Source organism: Corynebacterium striatum, from assembly GCF_016728105.1.
In the GTDB taxonomy this organism is placed as follows: domain Bacteria; phylum Actinomycetota; class Actinomycetes; order Mycobacteriales; family Mycobacteriaceae; genus Corynebacterium; species Corynebacterium striatum.
The window spans coordinates 1890924-1913139 of the sequence record NZ_CP068158.1 but is presented as its reverse complement, the minus strand read 5'-3'; the positions used below and the strand labels follow the sequence as shown (position 1 = coordinate 1913139).

19 protein-coding genes are annotated in these 22216 nt (G+C 60.2%); 5 read left to right on the top strand and 14 right to left on the bottom strand.

What is annotated here, in order from left to right; genetic code table 11:
• Positions 1 to 133 precede the first annotated feature (133 nt).
• The 5 genes from clpB to I6I72_RS08950 all read right to left on the bottom strand — a co-directional run bounded on the left by clpB (position 134) and on the right by I6I72_RS08950 (position 6511).
• The gene (gene clpB, locus I6I72_RS08970) at positions 134 to 2692 is read right to left on the bottom strand and encodes an ATP-dependent chaperone ClpB (protein WP_046646108.1); all 2559 of its coding nucleotides are present in this window, start codon (positions 2690 to 2692) and stop codon (positions 134 to 136) included.
• A 539-nt stretch (positions 2693 to 3231) separates the two neighbouring features.
• Positions 3232 to 4209, bottom strand: coding sequence for a glycine betaine ABC transporter substrate-binding protein (locus I6I72_RS08965; protein ID WP_005529749.1), 978 nt, complete (start codon positions 4207 to 4209; stop codon positions 3232 to 3234).
• 169 nt (positions 4210 to 4378) lie between these two features.
• Positions 4379 to 4945 carry an ABC transporter permease gene (locus tag I6I72_RS08960; RefSeq protein WP_236592612.1) on the bottom strand — a complete coding sequence of 189 codons (567 nt, stop codon included), beginning with the start codon at positions 4943 to 4945 and terminating at the stop codon, positions 4379 to 4381.
• Between the two features lie 106 nt (positions 4946 to 5051).
• On the bottom strand, positions 5052 to 5696 hold the full coding sequence (locus I6I72_RS08955) for an ABC transporter permease (protein ID WP_005529745.1): 645 nt from the start codon (positions 5694 to 5696) through the stop codon (positions 5052 to 5054).
• On the bottom strand, positions 5693 to 6511 hold the full coding sequence (locus I6I72_RS08950; protein WP_049147145.1) for an ATP-binding cassette domain-containing protein: 819 nt from the start codon (positions 6509 to 6511) through the stop codon (positions 5693 to 5695). Before I6I72_RS08950 ends, I6I72_RS08955 begins: the two co-directional genes overlap by 4 nt.
• 213 nt (positions 6512 to 6724) lie before the next feature.
• On the opposite strand from I6I72_RS08950, the gene I6I72_RS08945 reads away from it, so the two are divergent.
• Together I6I72_RS08945 and I6I72_RS08940 are read left to right on the top strand one after the other, a co-directional pair.
• A complete protein-coding gene (locus tag I6I72_RS08945; RefSeq protein WP_049147148.1) occupies positions 6725 to 7774 on the top strand; it encodes an LLM class flavin-dependent oxidoreductase in 1050 nt (349 codons plus the stop codon).
• Between the two features lie 11 nt (positions 7775 to 7785).
• Positions 7786 to 9033 (top strand): FAD-binding oxidoreductase, encoded by a 1248-nt coding sequence (locus I6I72_RS08940; RefSeq protein WP_049147150.1) that lies wholly within the window; start codon positions 7786 to 7788, stop codon positions 9031 to 9033.
• A 15-nt stretch (positions 9034 to 9048) separates the two neighbouring features.
• Here the strand turns inward: I6I72_RS08940 and I6I72_RS08935 are convergent, their stop codons facing one another.
• Positions 9049 to 9858, bottom strand: a complete 810-nt coding sequence (locus tag I6I72_RS08935) for a carbon-nitrogen hydrolase family protein (RefSeq protein ID WP_049147152.1) — start codon at positions 9856 to 9858, stop codon at positions 9049 to 9051.
• A 103-nt stretch (positions 9859 to 9961) separates the two neighbouring features.
• Here I6I72_RS08935 and I6I72_RS08930 point away from each other — a divergent pair, with 103 nt between their 5' ends.
• Both I6I72_RS08930 and I6I72_RS08925 read left to right on the top strand, forming a co-directional pair.
• A complete protein-coding gene (locus tag I6I72_RS08930) occupies positions 9962 to 10222 on the top strand; it encodes a hypothetical protein (protein ID WP_034657090.1) in 261 nt (86 codons plus the stop codon).
• Positions 10219 to 11379: an alpha/beta hydrolase gene (locus I6I72_RS08925; protein ID WP_049147154.1), complete on the top strand. Its 1161-nt coding sequence runs from the start codon at positions 10219 to 10221 to the stop codon at positions 11377 to 11379. Before I6I72_RS08930 ends, I6I72_RS08925 begins: the two co-directional genes overlap by 4 nt.
• Positions 11380 to 11409: 30 nt before the next feature.
• Here the strand turns inward: I6I72_RS08925 and exaC are convergent, their stop codons facing one another.
• The 8 genes from exaC to I6I72_RS08885 all read right to left on the bottom strand — a co-directional run bounded on the left by exaC (position 11410) and on the right by I6I72_RS08885 (position 20690).
• Entirely contained in the window at positions 11410 to 12930 is a 1521-nt protein-coding gene (exaC, locus tag I6I72_RS08920) for an acetaldehyde dehydrogenase ExaC (protein ID WP_005529733.1), read from the bottom strand.
• Between the two features lie 241 nt (positions 12931 to 13171).
• A complete protein-coding gene (locus I6I72_RS08915) occupies positions 13172 to 13597 on the bottom strand; it encodes a heat shock protein transcriptional repressor HspR (RefSeq protein WP_005529730.1) in 426 nt (141 codons plus the stop codon).
• 11 nt (positions 13598 to 13608) lie between these two features.
• Positions 13609 to 14838, bottom strand: a complete 1230-nt coding sequence (gene dnaJ / locus I6I72_RS08910; protein WP_005529729.1) for a molecular chaperone DnaJ — start codon at positions 14836 to 14838, stop codon at positions 13609 to 13611.
• 197 nt (positions 14839 to 15035) lie between these two features.
• Positions 15036 to 15794, bottom strand: coding sequence for a nucleotide exchange factor GrpE (gene grpE / locus I6I72_RS08905; RefSeq protein ID WP_005529727.1), 759 nt, complete (start codon positions 15792 to 15794; stop codon positions 15036 to 15038).
• Positions 15794 to 17638, bottom strand: coding sequence for a molecular chaperone DnaK (gene dnaK, locus I6I72_RS08900; protein WP_049147158.1), 1845 nt, complete (start codon positions 17636 to 17638; stop codon positions 15794 to 15796). The genes grpE and dnaK overlap by 1 nt, the downstream gene beginning before the upstream one ends.
• A 228-nt stretch (positions 17639 to 17866) precedes the next feature.
• Positions 17867 to 18664, bottom strand: a complete 798-nt coding sequence (locus I6I72_RS08895; protein ID WP_034657089.1) for an ABC transporter ATP-binding protein — start codon at positions 18662 to 18664, stop codon at positions 17867 to 17869.
• A 2-nt stretch (positions 18665 to 18666) separates the two neighbouring features.
• Complete coding sequence (locus I6I72_RS08890) at positions 18667 to 19668, bottom strand: FecCD family ABC transporter permease (RefSeq protein WP_012715333.1); 1002 nt, start codon at positions 19666 to 19668, stop codon at positions 18667 to 18669.
• Between the two features lie 2 nt (positions 19669 to 19670).
• The gene (locus I6I72_RS08885; protein ID WP_236592611.1) at positions 19671 to 20690 is read right to left on the bottom strand and encodes a FecCD family ABC transporter permease; all 1020 of its coding nucleotides are present in this window, start codon (positions 20688 to 20690) and stop codon (positions 19671 to 19673) included.
• A 71-nt stretch (positions 20691 to 20761) separates the two neighbouring features.
• Here I6I72_RS08885 and I6I72_RS08880 point away from each other — a divergent pair, with 71 nt between their 5' ends.
• Entirely contained in the window at positions 20762 to 21874 is a 1113-nt protein-coding gene (locus tag I6I72_RS08880) for an ABC transporter substrate-binding protein (protein ID WP_005529719.1), read from the top strand.
• Positions 21875 to 22216 lie beyond the last annotated feature (342 nt).

Sequence of the window (22216 nt, the reverse complement as noted above, 5' to 3'; positions counted from 1 at the left end):
CCATGCGGGAACTCTCAACCACGCTAGATTTCCTCGTCACGGGGAAGGCTCCTTATAAGGAGTCTTCCCCGCTGCAGCGGCTTCCAGTGCCTGGTTTAGCTACTACTTAGCCGCGTTGTGCGCGCGACTTCGTTTAGCCGAGTGCCTTGAGCTCGAGGCTCTCGCCGCCTTCAGCGACATCGACGTGGACGGTGTCGCCGTCGAGGACGTCGCCAGCCAGCAACTGGCGAGCCAGCTGGTCGCCGATGGCCTGCTGTACTAGGCGGCGCAGCGGGCGGGCACCATAAGCCGGGTCATAGCCGCGCTCCGCGAGCCACAGCTTGGCGGCGTCGGAAACCTGCAGGTTGAGGCGACGGCCTTGCAACCTCGATGCCAGAGCATCGAGCTGGATGTCGACGATGCCGGCCAGCAGCTCGGAGGACAGGGACTCGAACATCACGACATCATCGAGACGGTTAATGAACTCCGGCTTGAAGTTGCGCTTGACGGCCTCCATGACCTCCTCCTTGGTGCCACCAGCACCGAGGTTCGAGGTCAGGATGATGACCGTATTGCGGAAGTCCACGGTGCGGCCCTGGCCGTCGGTCAGGCGGCCCTCATCGAGGACCTGCAGCAGAACGTCGAAGACGTCTTGGTGCGCCTTTTCCACTTCGTCGAAAAGCACGAGCGTGTACGGGCGGCGACGCACGGCCTCCGTGAGCTGGCCGCCGGCATCGTAGCCAACGTATCCCGGAGGGGCACCGACAAGACGCGCAACGGAGTGCTTCTCGCCGTACTCAGACATATCGATGCGGACCATGGCGGATTCATCGTCGAAGAGGAAGTCAGCCAGAGCCTTGGCCAGCTCTGTCTTACCAACGCCCGTCGGGCCCAAGAAGAGGAAGGAACCGGTCGGGCGGTTCGGGTCAGCAACGCCCGCGCGAGCGCGGCGCACGGCATCGGAGACGGCCTTGACCGCTTCTTTCTGACCCACCACGCGGCGGCCCAGCTCGGCCTCCATGTTGAGCAGCTTCTGGGTCTCGCCCTGCAGCATCTTGCCAGCCGGGATGCCGGTCCATGCCGAGACGACCTCAGCGATGGTGTCCGGGGTGACTTCCTCGGTCAGCATGGTGTTGGCCTGTGCGTTGGCGCGAATCTCAGCGTCGGCAACCTGCTTCTCCAGCTCCGGAATGCGGCCGTAACGCAGCTCGGAAGTCAGCTCGTAGTCACCGTCGCGCTCTGCGATCTCAGCTTGGCGCTTCAGGTCCTCGAGCTCTTCCTTCGCTTGCTGGACCTCATCGATAGCCTTCTTCTCGTTGACCCAGCGAGCCTTGAGCTCACCGAGCTTCTCGCGCTCGTCAGCCAGCTCCTGCTGCAGCTTGGAAAGTCGATCCTGGGAGGCAGCATCGGTCTCCTTCTTGAGCGCCAGCTCCTCGATTTCCATACGGCGGACCACGCGCTCGAGTTCGTCGATCTCCTGCGGGGAGGAGTCAATTTCCATGCGCAGGCGGGACCCAGCCTCGTCCACGAGATCGATTGCCTTATCTGGCAGGAAGCGGTTGGTGATGTAGCGGTTCGACAGCTCGGCCGCAGCAACCAACGCGGAGTCCATGATGCGCACACCGTGGTGCACCTCGTAGCGCTCCTTCAGACCACGCAAGATACCAACGGTGTCCTCGACGGAAGGCTCAGCGGCATAAACCTGCTGGAAGCGGCGCTCAAGCGCAGCATCCTTCTCGATGTACTTGCGGTACTCGTCGAGGGTGGTTGCGCCCACGAGGCGCAGCTCACCACGAGCCAGCATCGGCTTAATCATGTTGCCGGCGTCCATCGAGCCTTCACCCGTGGCGCCTGCGCCGACGATAGTGTGCAGCTCGTCGATGAAGGTGATGATCTGGCCGTCGGAAGCCTTAATCTCATCGAGGACAGCCTTGAGGCGCTCCTCGAATTCACCGCGGTACTTCGCACCGGCGACCATCGAGCCCAAATCCAGGCTCAGCAAGGTCTTGCCCTTGAGGGACTCAGGTACGTCACCAGCCACAATGCGACGGGCCAGGCCTTCAACGATGGCGGTCTTACCAACACCGGGCTCACCGATGAGGACCGGGTTGTTCTTGGTGCGGCGGCTCAAGACCTGAACCACGCGGCGGATTTCCTGGTCACGGCCGATGACCGGGTCGATCTTGCCTTCACGCGCACGAGCGGTCAGGTCGGTGGCGTACTTCTCAAGTGCCTGGAACTGTTCTTCGGGATTTTCAGAGGTCACCTTGGCCGCACCGCGCACGGAGGGGAAAGCGCCCTTGAGGGCGTCGAAAGTAGCGCCGCGTGAGGTAAGCAGCTCAGCAGCATCCGTCTTGGACCCTGCGATAGCTGCCAGCAGCACCTCGGTGGAGACGTACTCATCACCGAGCTCGCCGGCGAGCTCCTGCGCGCGGGTCAGGACGTTGAGCCCGTCGCGGTTAAAGTTGGGATTCGCCATCCCGGAACCCTCAGCCTTGGGGTAGGAATCAACAAGGCCGCGCGCTTCCTTGAGCACGGTCTCCGGATCCACGCCAGTGGCCTTCAGGACCGGGGCCGCAATGCCCTCTTCTTGGCTAAGGATTGCAGCGAGCAGGTGGGCCGGGCGGATGTCCGGGTTGCCATTGGACGAGGCAGTCTGCAGCGCTTGCTGCAGGGCCTCTTGGGTTTTGGTGGTGGGGTTGAAAGCACTCATGGCTTCCTCCTTGGAAGTTAAGTCGGAGTTTGTGAAGTTAGATTTGTTATGTTTCCACAGCTCGAAGGACTTTTCCTTCGCTGCTACTTATCTCAACGCACATAAAGTTGAGTTTGTTCCACTCAACTTCGAATTTTTCCATTTTCCCGCCTGAGCGTACCAGACTCAAGTTTTGAATGCCGGGTGCAGAGCCGCCCTGTGCAACCACAATGCATAAGAAATGCGGCCTTCCCCGAAAATTGGGAGAAAACCGCAAGAGTAGAGCTAGGTCGCCGTACTACGAGGACGCTGCCCGCCCTTTCCCACGTTAAACACAAGTATCGGCAGAAGCACTGGCCGCGAAACAGCCATGTCGATATACGCCACAGGCATTGCCGATGTACGCGAGATTAGGAAAGTATCCTCAGGAAACGAATCATAAATATGTTCAGCGCGCTCCCGGAGGTCAAGTCCGCGTAGGCATTCCAGTTTGCGCCGGTGCAGGTAATCAGGAAGTCAGGAAGGAATTGAAAAAATCGGCTCCAAATAAGGGAAAATTTTTAAGACGCGTCAATAAAATCGCGGGCGATAGCAGCCGGCTCCGCCTTCTCATTACCGGAATTTCTTAAGTTCATCGCTACAAGGTCTTCAGTCTTTAAGTTTCCATCAAACTTATCGAGTGCCTCCACCGCCTTTTGCGGAACATCCGCACTGCGGTAGACAGGTACAACGTTCTGCGGGGCTACCAGGTTCTGGGGATCTTCCAGGCGCACAAGTTTTACCTCTTTGCCATCACGATCCAGGATGGGCGAGGTGGTGTAAATATCTGCTACGTTGGCCTCACCCTCCAAAAGCGCCGCAATAGTCAGCGGGCCGCCACCATCGGAAATTGCGTGCATGGTGAACTTGTCCTCGTCCGCGCCATAGGTTTGACTGAGTCCGCGTGGGCCGTACGGACGCTCCGCAAGCTCCGGGTTTCCCGCCAGCTTAATCTCGTCCAAGTTCTTCAGGTCAGCGAGGGAAGCTAGCTTGTATTTCTTCGCTACCTCAGGCGTCACATGATAGGCGTCTTTCGATTCCGCGGGGGCGAATGCGCCAGCGGCAAGCGCTTCGGGCAGCACGCCTTCGAGTGCCTCATAAACCTTCTGCTCATCAGCCCCGCTAGGAAGTTTCGCCTTGTAGAACTGCGCCAAGTTGCCGGTGTATTCCGGCACAATGTCCACAGTTCCCTCTTCTAGGGCCTTCATATAAATCTCGCGGGAACCAATCCCGGACTTCACTTCGACATCGAAGCCTGCGTCCTCCAAGGTCGCGGCCCACAGTTGGCCCAAGATCTCGGACTCTGGGAAGTTTGCGGTACCGATGACGATGGTCTTGCTATCGCCGGCGCTTTCCGACGCCCCCGGCTCCGCCGTAGGATCCGCGGAGCTACACGACGCCAGAAGGGCCGCGCTGGTGACAGCTGCACAAACCGCGGCCACGCCGCGATGCAAGGTACCGCGCTGCAGGCCAGAGTGAAGAAGTGAAAATGAGCGCATGAGACATACCTTCCGGGCTAGGGAGTAAGGAGCGTTGTATCTAGACGTAGCGACAAAAACTGTTGAGTTTTTAACTGCGCTAACTCCACGGTACCCAGATTCATTCCGTCATGCCTTCTTTATATGCCTCCTCAGCGTCCAACTCTTGTAGCTACCTCCGGCCACAGACTTAGTTCCGCATGCCCGTATTCGGGCGTAGCAATCGCTGGCACAGCGCCAAGACACCGTCGACAGCTAATGCCAAAAGAGCCACCATGAGTGCGCCGACAAGCATCTGCGGGTAGTCACGCAGCGCCAAGCCATCAATGAGGTAGCGGCCCAGCCCAGACAACCCGATATAAGCCACGATGGTCGCGGTGGCCAGCACCTGGACCGCCGCAGAGCGTATGCCGCCCACGATGGAAGGCGCGGCAAGCGGCAGCTCCACCTGCCGCACAATGTCCGATTCGCTAAATCCCGCAGCTCGGGCCGAGTCCACCACCCCGCGCGGAATGGCCATCACGCCGGTAACTGTACCCGCCAGCATCGGCGGGATAGCCAAAATGACGAGCGTTACAATCGCCGGAATTACGGGAATGCGCACCCCGAAACTAAACTCCAGGGTCAGCCAGGTCAGCAGACCCAAAGAAGGCAACGCGCGCAATGCGCCCGACACAGCAACGACGCCGTTCACGCCGCGACGCGTGTGCCCCATCAGGACACCCAAGGGCAAAGCGACGACGGCTGCGATTGTCACTGCCGCTAGGGTATAGCCCAAGTGTGCCAACAGGCGCTGCCCCAACCCATTTGCACCGCTCCAATTCGCGCCATCAGCGATGAATGAAAAGGCTCTAGAAGAAAGTTCATGACGCTTTCCTAGCCCAGGGCAGCAGCACACGCCCGATAAGGACAAGCAGCAGGTCAAAGAGCACAGCGAGCAACACGGTACCTACAAAACCCGCGATGATCTGCGTGGGAAAGTTGCGCTGGAACCCTTCGGTAAAAAGCGTGCCCAAAGAGTGCACGCCCACCAGTGCACCCACTGAGATGAGCGAAATCGTCGAGGCAGAGACCACGCGCAGGCCGGCGATAATGCCAGGTCCTGCAAGGGGTAGCTCCACCTGGAACACTCGCTGCAGCGGCGAGTATCCCATCGCGGTCGCCGCAGAAGCCACCGCCGCTGGGACGGTGTCGAAGGAATCCGCCGTGGAGCGCACTTGCAAGGCCAGCCCGTACAGTGTCATCGCGATGATCACGTTGAGTGACGACAACACCGAAGTTCCAATAACCAAAGGCAGCAAGATGAACAGCGCCAACGAAGGAATGATGTAGAGCGCGCTGCTCAGGCCCACGACAATCTCGCGAATTCGCCGGTAGCGGTGCGCCACCCAGCCAATTGGCAGCGCCACCAGCAAAGCAAGCAGGATAGGCGGCCACGCCAAGTTAGCGTGCGCGATGCCCAGCTCCACCAAGCGCGAAAAGTTGCTGCTTAACCAGTCCCACTTCATGCGGGACCATCCGCCAATATTCCGGCCACCGTTCCGTCTTCGCCCACCAACACCTTGCGCCCGTCGCAGGTCTCAACATGGAGGCGCTTAGCTTCCAACCCCACGAAGTGCTCAACCTCGGTGCTGGCGGGGCTCGTAATGAATTGCTCCGCTTTGCCGTGCTGACGGATGTGGGCGCGCTCTCCGAGGAGCACCACGTCGTCGCCAAGCAAAAATGCCTCATCAACGTCATGGGTGACCATGAGGATGGTCTTGCCTATGTCCTCCTGCAGCTGCAGGACCTCACGCTGCAACTCGCGGCGCACCACTGGATCAACAGCGCCAAAAGGCTCGTCCATGAGCACGATGTCGGGGTCGGCCACGAGGCCACGGGCCACGCCCACGCGTTGCGCCTGGCCGCCGGAGAGCTCACCTGGGTAGCGGTCGAAGAATTCGGAGGCGACGTGGACTCGCTCCAGCCACTGGGCCGCCTGTTCCCGCGCTTGCTTTTTAGTGGCCCCACTCAGTCTGGCCACCGCGGCCACGTTGTCTAGCGCCGTAAAGTGCGGCAGAAGCCCGGAGTTCTGCATTACATAACCAATTGACCTGCGCAGATGCACAGCATCGCGTTCGACCACAGGAATGCCATCGATAAGCACTCGACCTTGGGATGGCTCCACCATCCGGTTAACCAACCTTAAAAGGGTGGTCTTCCCACAGCCTGAAGGGCCTACCAGAATGGTGGTCTTGCGCGGCTGCAGGGCATAGGAAAAGCTCTCCACCGCGGGGGTCGGGGTTCTCGGATACTGGACCGAGACGTTGTCGAATTCAATCATTGCCCAACAAGCTTACCCCTCCTAGGTATTACAGTGGCGAGAGTAAATTCGAACGCCGGCATCCCACAGCCCCACTTTCACCTCGCCGTCATCGGCGCCGGTCAGGCCGGGCTCGCGGCGCGGGCTGCCGTGTAAGCTCTCCGCACACTCGACGCTTCAAGCTAAAAGTGTTAACCTTTTTGTTGTTACGTCAATAAAATTAGGGAGTTAGATATGAAAGCATTCGGCTTTCTAAGCTTTGGTCATTACGCCTTCGGCGGACAGCGCGGCCCCTCGGCCGAGGACATGGCCAAGATCCACCTCGACCTTGCACAAGCCGCGGACGAAATCGGCGTCAACAACGCCTCCTTCCGCGTCCACCACTTCGTGCCGCAAGCCTCCGCGCCGATGCCGCTCCTGGGCGCAGTGGCGGGTTCCACCAAGCACATCGAGGTCGGCACCGGCGTTATCGATATGCGCTACGAAAACCCGCTGTACCTGGCAGAGGAAGCAGCCTCCCTGAACCAAATCGCACGCGGCCGCGTGGCCTTGGGTGTCTCCCGCGGCGCTCCCGAGGTAGCCGACCGCGGCTGGGAGTCCTTCGGCTACAGTTCCGAGGCCCCCAACGGCGCGGACTTGGCCCGCGCCAACTTCGAAAAGTTCATGGCCGCCATCGACGGCTATGGCATGGCCACCGCCGCCCCACTGGAGAACCAGTACCCCAACATGTATCAGCCGGGTTCCCAGCTACCGGTCTTCCCACACTCCCCTGAGCTGCGCAAGAACATCTTCTGGGGTTCTGGCACGCACCACACCGCGGAGCAGGCCGCCAAGGATGGCGTAAACCTTATGTCCTCCACCCTCGTTTCGGAAACCTCCGCTGAGACTCTCGGCGAGATTCAGGTGGACCAGATCAACCGCTTCCGCGCCGCATGGAAGGAAGCTGGCCACGACTGGACCCCGCGCGTTTCTGTCTCGCGTTCCATCTTCCCCATCGTCGATGGCGCAGATATGCAGCGCTTCGGTATGCAGGCCACCGGGCACGACCAGGTGGGCTTCCTGCCGGAGGTTGGCGCCTCCACCTTCGGCCGCACCTACGCCGCCGAGCCGGACAAGCTGATTGAACAGCTCAAGGCTGATCCGGCAATCATGGCCGCCGATACGCTCCTCATCACGGTGCCCACCACCATGGGCTTGGACGTAAACGTGCGCATCCTGGAAAGCTTTGCCAAGCACGTAGCGCCGGAACTCGGTTGGATCCCGAACGACCAACGCCCCAAGTAGGATTGACTGACATGAAGGAATTGGGCGAACACGTACGCAGACACGCCGACGATTACCGCGACGCGGTGCACGAGCACTTCTTCGCCACCGTGGCGGAGTCACGCCAGATTTTCGCCCTGTCCATGCGCGATACGCACCCAGCGCTCGGCCCGGCCGTGGCCTGGGTACTCGACGCCGCTGAAGACGACGGCACAGTGCCTGCGGAAACCCTCGAGCGCATCAAGCAACTCGGCCGCGAGCACCGCCGCCACGGCTTCCCACCGGAAATCTATCCCAAGTTCGAAGCTTCCCTCATTAAAGGCTTCGAAGCCCTAGCGCTCACCAGCCACCAACAGCAGGTGGCCACTCGCGCCCTCCACATGGTGTGCCAAGCCATGGCGGAGGCAGCGCATGCTGACGACGTCGCCGGCATCGCCCCCGCACACAGCGCCCAGGTCGTGGCGGTCGAGCACCCCAACCGCAAGACCGCCATCATCCGGGTGGAATCCGGCGCTCCCATTAACTACCAAACCGGCCAGCACTTTCCCGTCACCTCGCAGCTGCTGCCCGGCACATGGCGCATGCTCACTCCAGCCCACCCCGCCGATGCGACCGGGCAGCTGACCTTCCACGTGGCGCTAGCTGGCGACGCCTCCTCCATGCTGGCCAAGGCCAAACCTGGGGACTGGTGGACTTTGGGCGCGCCTGCCGGCGAGCCGCTTGAGCTGCGTACCAAAGCTGCTTCGCAAGCAGGCCAAGCAGGTACCGCCTTGATTAGCTTCGGAACCGGCTGGGCGGCCGCACGCGCAGCGCTGCTGGATTGCTTGAACTCCAATGACCTTCCCGCAGGACTCAGCATCTACAGCGTGATGCCCTCCCCGGGCGAGCACTACGACACGCATTTCCAAGCCAACGTCCAAGCCCTTGCACCGCGACTGTCGCTGCACTGCATCGCGCGTAGCGCCCAAGACCCGTGGTTGCTGGGCGCGCAGCCTCAGGCGGAGGGCTTTAGCGTGGAGTCCACCGAAGACCCTATGGAGGCTGTCCTCCTGCACGAGGGCACGGCAGCTAAGCGCAAGCGCTTCATCCTGGTTGGCCCAGCCGACCGCGTGGAGGTTTCCCGCGAAGCGCTGCTCAACCACGGGGTCCCAGCTGAGCACATCGAAGAAACGTCCTGGCAGCGCGGACATGAGTGGGCAGCTTCCGCAGCCGATCTCGACGGCTGGGAGGACTGGGACGCATGGGCCGCATGGAAAAAGTCCGAGTGGACAAAGCAATAGCGTGGTGGGCGAGCCTTAAGCCTCGAGCACAGGGATTGCCTTGCGCGTCTCCTCCACGAGATCGGCATCAATTTCGGCATAGATGATCTCCGGTTCGTAGCCGGCTTCAACTACGCGGGTGCCGTCAGGTGCCACGACAACGGAGTGACCAATGCCGGTGGGGCCAGAATCCTCACCGGCCTTTTCCTTGCCACCCGGGCGGGCTTGACCCGCCGCGACGATGTACGAGGTGGAATCCAACGCGCGCGCCGCACTGAGCAGGCGCCACTGGTCGAGCTTGCCCGGGCCATCAGCCCAGCTCGTAGGCACCACGATGACCTGGGCGCCTTGGCGAGCCAGCTCTTTGAACTGCTCTGGGAAGCGGATGTCGTAGCAGATTGCCACGCCTACGGTGATGCCGGCGACGTCGAAAGCCACAAGCGCCTCACCCGGGCGCACCGTGTCGGATTCCTTGTAATTGAAGGCGTCGTAGGTGTGAATCTTCTCGTAACCGCCCAAGATATCGGGGCCAGCGATCAAGGCCGTGTTGGTGACGCGGTTGATGGTCTTGCCATCACGCTCAACGGTGTCCGCTGGGCTAAACATGCCCAGCACCACGGTGACACCGAGCTGCTGCGCCACCGCACGAATGGTGGTCACGAAGTTGCCTTCGAGCCCCTGTGCCTGCTTGTCGAGGCGACCTGCTCCGAAAGCTTGGGAGGTAGCCTCCGGCAGCACGATGAGCTGCGCGCCGCCTTCCGCGGCCTCACGGATTTTCTCCACGGCCAACTCGAGGTTCTCCTCGATGTCTCCGCCGGTCTGAATTTGCACTGCAGCTACCAACATGACTACCCAAAATAGCGCAAGTCGCGATGAGTTATCCACAGATCTGCCCTCGCAGAGAATTTGGGTATGGAAAATCCTTGACATCTTCCGCAAGGCTGGGTTTATGAACTTCTTTATCGCAGATTCCGCCCGTTCCACCGTCAGTTCCCTTCTTGGCCGCCGGCACCTCCCAACGGCTCCCCCACCGCCTGAGTACCCGCGCACCGCAACGGCGCTGGCCCGCATTCAGGCTAAGTGGGATTCAACGCTGAGCAAGAACGCCGCGCTTCACGACGCCGCCCTTAACAACCTCGATCAATTCCTGGGCCATGCCCAGCATTTAGACATAGACCTGGCGCAGACACTGGACGGGGGCCTGCAATGAATCGTGCAGCAAGCCTCACACTGAGCGCACGACACCTCCACAACTCAGGCGCTGAGCTCGACTTATTTATTAAGGGTTCGCTCGATAATTGGGTACGCCTGCCAATTTTCGGAGACTTTGCGGAGGCCGCCCGGAGCCAGCTTTCGGCCACCACCGGCCAGCTCATGATTCCCGCCGAGGCCATGCGCGCCGCGGCACTGGTGTTGGAGAGCTACCAACCCCTACTTACTCGCGTCGAAGAACTCCGCGCCCAGGCAATCGGCATGCTTACCCGAATGGATGAGGTCCAGCCGTGGTCCACTCAGCTGGGCACAATGTTGAATGCACTTGACGCTCTTGCTGACGCCCTCGACTGGGCCTGCGCCGCCCAAATCGATGCACTATGCACCCCGGAGCTCGCCCCGGGCGGCAACTACTTCGAAGACTTCTCCGAGATGCCTTTAGACAGCCTGCACCAAATGCAACTGAGCACCGCCCCACCGGAGGCAGCCGCCCTTGCCGCCAACAATCCCGACGTAAAGATTCTCGAAGCAGGTCCCGGCCGAGTCGCGGTGCTTGTCGATCCGACAAAGGTGGGAACCGCGGCCGCTAGCGTCACCACGTTTATCGGCGGCGTTGGTTCCTCGGACCCCGGCGGCTGGCAGCGGGGCATCGAACGCGCGCGGGCAATCGCGCACGCGACCGGCGGTCCAGCCGTGGCGTGGATGGGATACTCCGCGCCACGCAACCTAAGCGGGGCACTGCACGAGGCACCAGCTACACGCGGCGCGCAGGATTTACAGCGCTTCCAGCGCGCCGTGGGCCAGCGCTTTCCTAGCGCGCAGCGAATAATCGTGGGCTATTCCTACGGTTCTGTGGTGGCGGGAAAGGCAGTGCGCGCCGACAACGTTGCGGATGACGTGGTCTTCGTCGGCAGCCCCGGCACCGATGCCGCAACAGCTAGCGAGCTAAGAGCGCGCACATGGGCGTCGACAAACGCGCACGATCCCATCGGCACCACCACAGGCCCAGGCGGTGGAATCCACGGCCCGGACCCGAGCTCCGCGGCCTTCGGGGCCACACCCCTGCCAGGGGCTAACCGTCTGCCCGGTGACCACAGCTCATACTTCGAAGACCCCGCATTCCTGCGGGGCCTAGGAAGGATTGCTCGGCGCTAACCCAAGCAGCAGCTGCTCGAAACGAGAGACTTAGAAGAGACCAGCGTGCTCCTCAGAGTAGGACACCAGCATGTTCTTGGTCTCCTGGTAGTGGGCCAGCATCATGAGGTGGTTCTCACGGCCGATGCCGGACTCCTTGTAGCCGCCGAATGCGCTGTGCGCTGGGTAGACGTGGTAGTGGTTGACCCACACGCGGCCCGCCTGAATCTCGCGGCCCGCGCGGTAGCAGGTGTTCTGGTGGCGCGACCAGACACCGGCGCCGAGGCCGAAGTTTGTGTCATTTGCAATCTGGATGGCTTCCTCGAAGGTCTTGAACGTAGCCACAGAGAGCACCGGGCCGAAGATTTCCTCACGGAAGATGCGCATGTCGTTGGTGCCCTTGAACACGGTCGGCTCGATGTAGTAACCGTTCTCGAGGCCTTCGACCTTGTTCACGTTGCCGCCGACGAGGGTCTCCGCGCCCTCCTTCGGGCCGATTTCCAGGTACTCGGAAATCTTTTCCATCTGTTCCTGGGAGGCCTGCGCGCCCATCATGGTCTCGGTGTCGAGCGGGTGCCCGATCTTGATCTTCTTGACGCGCTCGACAGCCAGCTCGAGGAACTTGTCCGCGATGTCTTCGTGGATGAGCGCACGCGACGGGCAGGTACACACCTCGCCCTGGTTGAGCGCAAACATCACGAAGCCTTCGACGCACTTCTCGAGGTAGGCGTCATCCTTGTCCATGATGTCCGCGAAGAAGATGGACGGGGACTTGCCGCCCAGCTCGAGGGTGACGGGGATGACCTTGTCAGCTGCGGCCTTGTTGATGATCTTGCCCACTGGGGTGGAGCCGGTGAACGCAATCTTGGCGATGCGATCGGAGCCGGACAGGGCCGTTCCGGCCTCCTCACCAATGCCGTTGACAATGTTGAGCACGCCCTTGGGGAGAAGGTCACCGATGATATCAATGAGCAGAAGAATGGACGCCGGGGTCTGCTCGGCTGGCTTCATGACGATGGTATTGCCGGCGGCCAGGGCAGGCGCGATCTTCCAAGCGGCCATGAGCAGCGGGAAGTTCCACGGAATGATCTGCCCCACGACGCCAAGCGGCTCGTGGAAGTGATAAGCCACGGTGTCTTGGTCGATCTGCGAAAGGCGGCCTTCCTGCGCACGAATGGCGCCAGCGAAGTAGCGGAAGTGATCGACGGCGAGTGGGATGTCCGCCGCGAGGGTCTCGCGCACCGCCTTGCCGTTCTCCCAGGTCTCGGCCACGGCGATCTTCTCGAGGTTTTCCTCGATGCGATCCGCAATACGGTGCAGGAGCAGCGCGCGCTCAGCCGGAGTGGTCTTGCCGAAGGTTTCGAAGGCCTTCTCCGCAGCGTCGATAGCCAGGTTGATGTCGGCTTCCTTACCGCGGGCTACCTGGCAAAAGACCTCACCAGTGACCGGCGTGATGTTGTCCATGTACTCGCCGTCGACCGGAGGTACCCATTCGCCGCCAATGTAGTTGTCATAACGCTCGCGGAAGTTGACGATAGCGCCTTCGGTACCGGGATTTGCGTAGTGGGTCATGGTGAAGCCTTTCTTTTCAACAGGTTGGGTTGCTGTGTGTAACTGCGTGACGTCACTCCTGTTGGAGGATGTGTGACATCCCACAATTTCTGGCTGCCATCATAACAAGCTTTGCAAAATGTTGTTGTTTTCTTGCCTCAAATCTTCACAACGGGGTTAATGAGCTGCCATCCTGGTTCTACTGAATACAGAAAAACCCCGGTACCCGGATTGATATCCAATCCAGATAGCGGGGGTAGTTCTAATCGTTTCCTGCTTCGCTTCGGCGACGGTTTCGCCGCGGCGTCCACATCACAACTGAGGTGGACCGCGGAACGTGCACGAGTTCGCCGCGCGGTTGGCGCATGCCTGCCTGCTCGCGCAGTTGTTGCACCTCGGCGAGCAAAGAATCGCGCTCGGCCTCTAGCTGGTCGCGCTCCTCGGTGAGCTCGATAATCGACTTGATACCTGCCAAGTTCACGCCTTCGTCATGCGAGAGGACCTGAATCTTGCGCAGCAACTCGATGTCCCGGTCAGAGTAACGGCGTCCGCCGCCCTGGGTACGAGCGGGCGAAACGAGCCCGATGCGGTCATAGGTGCGCAGGGTTTGTGCATGCATACCGGAGAGCTCGGCGGCAACGGAAATCACGTAGACCGCCTTGGTGCCTGCCTGGTTTTCCTTGCTCATCGTTGCCTCCTTTAAGCGCTGCCCGCGGCACTACCGTGGGAGACGTTGCCCTCCCAGCCAGCGCGCGGATCGAAGCCCGAGTCCCGTTCAGCCTGCGCGTAAGTGCGCAAAGCGCTGGTTGCTGCGCCATCGAGATTCGTTGGCACGGTCACTTGGACCGTAACTAGAAGGTCACCGGACTTGCCGCCACGCTTGGCGACGCCGCGGTTGCGCACGCGCAACGTCCGTCTGTCTGAGGTGCCCGCGGGAACCTTGACACGGACCGGGGAATCGAGGGTCGGCACAGTAATGGTGTCGCCCAACGCCAGTTCGGCGAAGGATACCGGCACGGTGACGTGCAGGTCGTCGCCCTCCCGTGTGAAGACCTTGTCCGGCTTTACCTTGACGGCGACGAAGAGGTCGCCGGCCGGTGTGCCGTTGGGGCCAGCCTCACCCTGGCCCGCCAACCGGACCTTCTGGCCATCAATGACGCCAGCAGGGATGCGGACGGTAATCGAACGGGTTCGATGGACCGTGCCAGAGCCGTTGCAGTCAGTGCAGGGGTCCTCGATCTTCTGGCCCGTACCGTCGCACTCGGTACATGGCGCGGAGAAGGCGAAGGCCCCGCGGTTTTCGGAGGAAAATCCGGTGCCCTTGCAGTTCTTGCACTGCGAGGTCTTACCGGACTTAGAACCGGAACCGTGACAGGTGGTGCACGGAGCTTCACCCGTGAGTTGCAGAGGAATCGTGGTGCCCTTTGCGGCCTCGCGGAACTCGAGGGTTATTTCCGTTTCGACGTCGGCCCCCCGCGACGGCCGAGCTGTGTGGCCAGCACTACCGCCGCGGTTGAAAACGCCACCGAAGATATCCCCAAAACCGCCGCCTTGAGACGCTCCTCCAGTCGATCGTCCTCCGAAGATGTCGGAGAGGTCGAATTCTTCCGCCGCTCCTTGGCCCATGTGCGAAGATCGAAACCCGCCGGGAAAGCCGGCGCCTCCCATCCGTCCAAACCCACCGCCGCTGCGGACCATGGCCTTAAACTGGTCGTATTCCTTGCGCGTCGTGGCGTCGGAAAGCACGTCATAGGCTTCGGCAACACGCTTAAATTTCTCTGCTGCCGCCGGGTTATCGGGGTTAGTGTCCGGGTGATTCTCACGCGCTAGCTTGCGGTAGCTGCGCTTGATCTCTTCTGCTGACGCGGAAGAGGAGACCCCCAGATCCGCATAGTAATCTTTGTCTGCCCATTCGGGTTTAGCGCTCACTGGGCATCCCCTCCTTTCTTGAAACCACCACTGCGGTGGATTTTAGGGGGCTAGAGCTTCTAAAAAAGTTGTTCTAATTCTATTTAAGTGTTCTAAAAGCGGCCAAGAGTCAGTGCGGCCCCGCGCTCCGGGGCTGCCAGCTTCTGGGCTACTGACTGAAATGACGCCAAGGTATAAGACCCTGACGCCACCTCACCCTATTCGGAATCAGATTCCGAGTTCGCGGTATCGCTACCGCCCGTACCGTCCGCGGAAGCGTCGGTCGCGCTAGGTGCATCTGCGATGATCACCATCGCGGTGCGCACCAGCTTCTCGCCGACCTTGTAGCCCCGACGAAGGACAGTTCCCACTGCCTGCTCGCCACCGTTAGACAGATCCTGAACGGCTTCGTGGATCTCTGGGTCGAAGGCATCGCCCTCTGCGCCGAAGGCCACGAGGTTGTTCTTATCCAGCACGCCGATCAGCTTGTCCGCGATTGCCTTCAAAGGACCTGCTTCGAGGTCACCGTGCTGACGTGCGAGTTCTAGGTCATCAAGGATAGGCAGGAATTCTGCCAGGACCTTGGCCTTGGAAGTCTCGATGACAGCTTGACGCTCGCGCTCGGTGCGGCGACGGTAGTTGGTGTACTCCGCGTTCAGACGCTGCAAATCTTCAGTTCGCTCGGCGAGCTGCGCCTCGAGGCCGTTGCCGGATTCCTCCGCAGCATCGGCGGTGGCATCAGCCTCAGCCTCTGCGGCGGCGTCGTCTTCAGTGACGTCGGCAAGCGCTGCCTCAAGGTCAGCGTCCAAGGTGGGATCGAGTACTGCCTCTTCGGCGGAGTCAGCCTGCGCATCTTGCGCAGCCTGGGCCTCCTGAGCTTCTGCGGCAGCTGCCTCAGCGCGGTCCGCCGAGGTTGCTTCCGGATCGGTGTTGTCCGGGTCGCCTGGGTTTTGCGGCATTCCGCTGTCCTGAGTCATTACTTGTCGCCATCCTTGGTCTCGTCTTCGTCGACTACCTCTGCGTCAACAACGTTTGGGTCGGACTCGGCGCCAGCTGCGGCGCCCTCAGCACCGGCCTCAGCAGCCTGTGCCTCGTAGATCTGCTTGCCCATCTCCTGGGAGACGGTGCCCAGCTTCTCCACTGCGGACTTGATTGCCTCGATGTCGTCGCCCTTCAGCGCCTCATCGACGGCGTCGGCAGCCTCGGTGACCTGGGTCTTAACGTCCTCGGAAACCTTGTCGGAGTTCTCATCCAGGAACTTGCGAGTCTGGTAGGAGGTGGACTCTGCCTGGTTGCGCAGCTCCTGCTCCTCGCGGCGCTTCTTATCCTCTTCGGCGTGTGCCTCAGCGTCCTTGACCATGCGGTCGATCTCCTCCTGGGACAGGCCGGAACCATCCTGAATCTTGATGGTGTTTTCCTTGCCGGTGCCCTTGTCCTTAGCGGAAACGGAGACGATGCCGTTGGCGTCGATGTCGAAGGTGACCTCGATCTGTGGGACGCCGCGCGGTGCCGGAGCGATGCCGCCGAGCTCGAAGGAGCCGAGCAGCTTGTTAGCGGAAGCCATCTCGCGCTCGCCCTGGAAGACCTGGATCTGAACGGAAGGCTGGTTATCTTCCGCGGTAGTGAAGGTCTCGGACTTCTTGGTCGGAATGGTGGTGTTGCGCTCGATGAGCTTGGTCATCACGCCGCCCTTGGTCTCGATGCCGAGGGAAAGCGGGGTGACGTCGAGAAGCAGCACGTCCTTGACCTCGCCGCGCAGAACGCCAGCCTGGAGGGCAGCGCCGACTGCAACGACCTCGTCCGGGTTAACGCCCTTGTTCGGCTCGCGGCCGGTCATTTCCTTGACCAGCTCGGAAACAGCCGGCATACGGGTGGAACCACCAACGAGAACGACGTGGTCAACCTCGGAAAGGGACAGGCCAGCGTCCTTGATGACCTGGTTGAACGGAGCCTTAGTGCGGTCCAGCAGATCCTGGGTGATCTTCTGGAACTCGGTGCGGGACAGGGTCTCATCCAGGAAGAGCGGGTTCTTCTCGGAATCAACGGTGATGTACGGCAGGTTGATGTTTGCGGACTGGGAGGAAGACAGCTCAATCTTTGCCTTCTCAGCAGCCTCACGCAGACGCTGCAGGGCCATCTTGTCCTTGGTCAGGTCGATGCCGTTAGCGGACTTGAACTTCTCAACGAGCCAGTCAACGATGCGCTGATCCCAGTCATCGCCGCCGAGCTGGTTGTCACCAGCGGTTGCCATAACCTCAACGACGCCGTCGCCGATTTCCAGCAGGGAAACGTCGAAGGTGCCGCCGCCTAGGTCGAAGACTAGGATGGTCTGCTCCTGCTCGCCCTTTTCCAGGCCGTAAGCAAGTGCAGCTGCGGTTGGCTCGTTGACGATACGCAGAACGTTCAGGCCCGCAATTTGGCCAGCTTCCTTGGTGGCCTGACGCTGGGAGTCCTCGAAGTATGCCGGGACGGTAATAACAGCATCGGTGACGTCCTCACCGAGGTATGCCTCAGCGTCGCGCTTGAGCTTCATCAGTGTGCGAGCGGAAATCTCCTGCGGGGTGTACTTCTTGTCATCGATGTCGATGGTCCAGTCGGTGCCGATGTGGCGCTTGACGGAACGGATGGTGCGGTCAACGTTGGTAACCGCCTGGTTCTTAGCGGACTGGCCGACGAGGATTTCACCGTTCTTAGCGAAAGCCACGACGGACGGGGTGGTGCGAGAACCCTCGGAGTTAGCAATAACGGTGGCTTCGCCACCTTCCAGCACGGATACAACCGAGTTGGTGGTACCGAGGTCAATGCCTACTGCGCGTCCCATAATCTTTTCTCCTTGCGTGTTGGGGTTTGTTTTAAGTTGATAGTGCGCGACTCAACTTCTGCCGCGTCCAGTCAGCGACTCTAACAGAAGCAACACTCAAAGTCATCCAAACCTGAGCGCCGGTCACTCAATCTACACAACGCGGACAAACTCAAAGTTGTTCCCGATCGACTCAACTTTTTATTTATTGCCAGCACGCTGGGGAAATGAAGCTGCTCAATTGGCGGCTCACCCCACTGGGACGATTGCTGGCTCTCCGTCCGCATTCACAACGCGGACTGCCAAGCCGTAAAGATCCTCGATCAGGGCAGGGTTAATGACATCGCGCGGCGCGCCCGCATCCCACACCGTTCCATCTTTCATCGCCACGACGTAATCGGCATAACGCAACACATGCGCCAAGTCATGAATTACCGCAACCAGGGTCTTGCTACCCGCCAGCTCTTTCATCAACTTCATGAAGGAATGCTGATACCCAATATCCAAGGCACTCGTTGGCTCATCCAAGAAAAGTACAGGCGTTTCCTGTGCGAGAGCCATGGCCAGCCAAGCACGTTGACGCTGACCACCTGACAACGCCGCCACCTCGGCCTCTTCCAATTCCTCAAGGCCTACCTCCGCTAGCGCACGACTAACAGCACGCTCGTCTTCCTGGCTCCTCCACCCCATAAATCCTTGGTGAGCGAAGCGCCCTCGCGCAACCAATTCTCGGACATTAATCCCCTCAGGGGCTACGGATTGCTGCGACATCACAGCAACGCGCTGGGCATATTTTCGCCGCGAGAGTAAAGCTGCGTCTTCTTGGCCAATATGCACCGCACCTGCGCTCGGTGTTTCTAACCGCGCAAGCACCTTCACCAGGGTGGACTTTCCACAACCATTCGGGCCGATGATGGCTGAGAATTTGCCCGCGGGGAAAGACACATCCACCGAGTCGAGAATTAACGGGGCAGTTCTGCCATAGGACATGCTCAGCCTTTCAGCCCTCACGCCCGGCGCACCGTCATACACTTTTTGTTCGTTCATTTTTACCGGCCTTTCACGCGCGCAAATCGGGATTGCCACAACAGCAGACCCGCAAGGTAGATGCCACCAGCACAGACAGTTACAAGGCCGGCGGGCAAAGTAATAGGGAAAAATAGGCGCTGCCCCGCTAAGTCAGCAGCGAGCAAGAAAAGAGCGCCGAGCACTCCTGAAGCCAACACCGGTGTCCTGCCTGGACGCGAGAGTAGGCGAGCCATATGAGGGGCCGCGAGGGCGATAAATGAGATTGGGCCCGCTATCGCCGTCGATACAGCGACAAGAACTGTGCCAACCAGAACCATCACCACACGTGCACGATTCACGTTCAACCCCAACGAACTCGCCGTGCTATCCCCCAGGGCAAGCGCGTCGCACCAGCCACGCAGCAGCAACCCAGCGACGCACGCCACGCCTCCCAGCACCCCCAAGGGGATAACGTAGCCCCAGGACACAGCATTCAATGTTCCAGCCGCCCAAGTCGCCGCACCTAAGGATTGCTCCAACTCGCCGCTTAGAATCAGCCACTTGTTTATTGCTGAAAGAAAGAACGTCACTCCAATCCCCACCACAATCAGCCTTGCTCCCGTGAGCCTTCCGGCAAATGAAAGCCCCATGATGAGTAACGCAGTAACAGTCCCACCCACCAACGCGCCTAGCGCAATATTAAATGCGGAACTAAAGCCCGCCAAGGATACCGCGATGACACCGGTATAGGCACCGGTATTAAACCCGATGATGTCGGGCGAGCCCAGAGGATTGTGGGTGAGGATCTGAAAGATGGCGCCCGCTATGCCCAAACACATTCCTACGACAATCGCGGCAACCACCCGCGGAGCACGCCATTGCCACACGACGGTGGCCGCAAAGTCAGTGCTATTGGGATTCGTAGCCACGGACCACAACGCTGCGCTATCCTGCCCGGCACCAGGCGAGAAGAGCGAATAGGCAGCAATAGCTAGCGCGACGATCACAATACCTGCAAAGGACAAAACACTTCTCACGCTCACAATCACAACCTCCTTCCAGCGCGATGGGACAACGCAATCAATACTGGGGCACCAATGAGCGATACCGCGACGCCAGCCGGCAACTCAGCCGCGGTGAGGAAGCGGCCTACAATATCGGCGCCCAACAAAAGCAAAGGCCCCACCACGGCAGCGGCGACAAGCTGTGCCCGCTCTTCATATACCCCGCACAGCCTGACAACATGCGGGATGACTAATCCAACAAACACAATCACTCCCGCTGCTGCGGTAGCGGTAGCAGCCAACACCGTTACCGCTGCGATAAGTCCCAAGCGCGTCATCTTGAGGTTGATCCCAAGACTCGCCGCGGCTTCATCCCCCAAAGCAAGGGGCGGCAAGTGACGCGCAAAGACAATCAGCAGCACCACACCAACTGCTAACCCGCCGGACGTAATCGCCACCGGTGTCCACGAGGCCACGTCAACAGAGCCCGTCACCCAAGCGCGGATACGTGCGAAAGAGTGAGGATCTACCAGGATGAGAGCTGAAGAAAGGCCCTCACATACCGCCCCGATGGCTACACCTGCAAGAATCAGTCTCAGCGGATCAACATCGCCCGCTCTGCCACGCCCTACAGCGGTGACCACCAACATGGTCACTGCCGCACCGATGATGGCTGCGAGCGAAAAAGCAAAAGGTGATTGCCACCCCCACCAGCCCAGAGCAATGGCCGCGGCCAAGCTAGCGCCAACGTTGATGCCGAAGACTCCGGTATCTGCCAACGGGTTGCGAGTCATAATCTGCAGGACTGCGCCAGCGAGAGCCAAAGCACAGCCCGCACACACGGCAACGAGAGTACGGGGAAGCCGCCTCTCCCACACGATCGAGGAAGCGATACCAGGCTGCCCTCGAAGGGCAGCCAACACGTCACTGAAAGGAATGCTACGCGCCCCCAACGCGAGCGACAGCGCAACACCGATACCGAGAATGGCAATGCCAGCAACCACTAGCCAACCAAGACGCTGGGCACTTCCTTTGCCGGCGTACACCCCCTGCTCAATCACCAACACCACCCAAATACCTTCATATGCTCACGTTTCCTTAGCTCGACCCAATTTAGGTTAGGGTACCTTTTATGTATATTCGAAAGAAAATCGTACCGCGCACCCCACTTCTCCGACTCACCGCTGTTGGTCTTACCGCAGCACTGGCACTCACTGGCTGCGCCAGCCTCGAAAACACCGATTCAAACGCCGACACTTCCACCCCATCCTCCTCAACGGCAGAGAAGAAAACAGGAAAATCCAACTCCGCCGCAGGAAATGACTCCGTGGCAACCGGTGGCGAAGGCTTTGCCGGAGCCAGAGAGAAGACCCGATCCTTCGGCAGCGATGCAGCCCCCGGCCAGTTCCCCCGCACAGTCACGCATGCCCGCGGCACAACCGAGCTCAAAGAAAAGCCCCAACGGATAGTCGTTCTCGAAAGCGGTGAACTCGACTCCGTCCTAGCCCTGGGCATGAAACCCGTCGGCATGACCACATCGAAGGGTCAGAACCCCGTCCCCGATTACATGGCCGACAAAGCAAGTGACATCGAAACGGTAGGCACGGTCCACGAAGTCAATATGGAAAAAATCGCTTCCCTACAGCCCGACCTCATCATCGGCTCGCAGCTGCGCCTGGATAAATACTACGACCAACTCAATTCCATTGCCCCCACTGTTTTCTCGATTCGACCCGGATACACGTGGAAAGAAAACTTCCGACTCATCGGGGAAGCCCTCGGCGAGGAAGAACGCACGGAACAAGTCATGGCCGACTATGACAAGAAAATCGAAGAAGTAAAGAAGGCCATTAAGGACGGGCCGGCTAGCGAAGACACCACCGTCACCATTCTGCGCTTCATGCCAGGCAAGGTACGCCTTTACGGGCGCCTTTCGCTCATTGGAACGGTGCTTGATGACGCCGGCCTCGCCCGCCCCGCCAACCAGGACATCGAAGAGCTCGCTACGGAAATCTCACCGGAGAACATTGACCAAGCGGACGCTGACTACATCTTCTACTGCAGCTACGGCGATCCTTCCGCCACCGGCCAAGACACTGCCATTGCCACTGAAGCTTTCCAGCAGCTTCCAGCGGTCAAAGATGGCCATGCCATCGAGGTCAGTGATGACACGTGGGCTCTCGGCTTAGGACCTCTGGGCGCACAGAAGATCGCTGCTGATCTCGCGGAGTATCTCAGCCACTAACACGGGGGTAGCGACCTCCCCTCAAAACAACACCTGTGGGATTGACTCACCCCAACTTAAGGGGCTAGCTTTCATGTAAGCGAGATGGGTTACACGTCTACGATTTTTGTGCGGCGGGCCATATCAAGGTCACCGATTTCTCGCTAATCAGGCCAGGCCGCTGCCTGGCTGCTCCCCACATACAAGAAGGGTGGTCGCACATGAATGCTCACTTCATTAGGCAGCGTCGTTCTTCCGACCGGCCACCGGTTGTGTACGCCAGCGTTAAATAAGCACCTCTTTTTCACACAGACTGAACGGCACGGCGCAGAGTGTGCGCTCGTGCTGGACTAGAAAGTCTGC

Bases quoted from the DNA above. Each gene is read 5' to 3' on its own strand.
- clpB (WP_046646108.1), bottom strand. From the start codon at position 2,692: ATGAGTGCTTTCAACCCCACCACCAAAACCCAAGAGGCCCTGCAGCAA.
- I6I72_RS08965 (WP_005529749.1), bottom strand. From the start codon at position 4,209: ATGCGCTCATTTTCACTTCTTCACTCTGGCCTGCAGCGCGGTACCTTG.
- I6I72_RS08955 (WP_005529745.1), bottom strand. From the start codon at position 5,696: ATGAAGTGGGACTGGTTAAGCAGCAACTTTTCGCGCTTGGTGGAGCTG.
- I6I72_RS08950 (WP_049147145.1), bottom strand. From the start codon at position 6,511: ATGATTGAATTCGACAACGTCTCGGTCCAGTATCCGAGAACCCCGACC.
- I6I72_RS08945 (WP_049147148.1), top strand. From the start codon at position 6,725: ATGAAAGCATTCGGCTTTCTAAGCTTTGGTCATTACGCCTTCGGCGGA.
- I6I72_RS08940 (WP_049147150.1), top strand. From the start codon at position 7,786: ATGAAGGAATTGGGCGAACACGTACGCAGACACGCCGACGATTACCGC.
- I6I72_RS08935 (WP_049147152.1), bottom strand. From the start codon at position 9,858: ATGTTGGTAGCTGCAGTGCAAATTCAGACCGGCGGAGACATCGAGGAG.
- I6I72_RS08930 (WP_034657090.1), top strand. From the start codon at position 9,962: ATGAACTTCTTTATCGCAGATTCCGCCCGTTCCACCGTCAGTTCCCTT.
- I6I72_RS08925 (WP_049147154.1), top strand. From the start codon at position 10,219: ATGAATCGTGCAGCAAGCCTCACACTGAGCGCACGACACCTCCACAAC.
- exaC (WP_005529733.1), bottom strand. From the start codon at position 12,930: ATGACCCACTACGCAAATCCCGGTACCGAAGGCGCTATCGTCAACTTC.
- I6I72_RS08915 (WP_005529730.1), bottom strand. From the start codon at position 13,597: ATGAGCAAGGAAAACCAGGCAGGCACCAAGGCGGTCTACGTGATTTCC.
- grpE (WP_005529727.1), bottom strand. From the start codon at position 15,794: ATGACTCAGGACAGCGGAATGCCGCAAAACCCAGGCGACCCGGACAAC.
- dnaK (WP_049147158.1), bottom strand. From the start codon at position 17,638: ATGGGACGCGCAGTAGGCATTGACCTCGGTACCACCAACTCGGTTGTA.
- I6I72_RS08895 (WP_034657089.1), bottom strand. From the start codon at position 18,664: ATGAACGAACAAAAAGTGTATGACGGTGCGCCGGGCGTGAGGGCTGAA.
- I6I72_RS08880 (WP_005529719.1), top strand. From the start codon at position 20,762: ATGTATATTCGAAAGAAAATCGTACCGCGCACCCCACTTCTCCGACTC.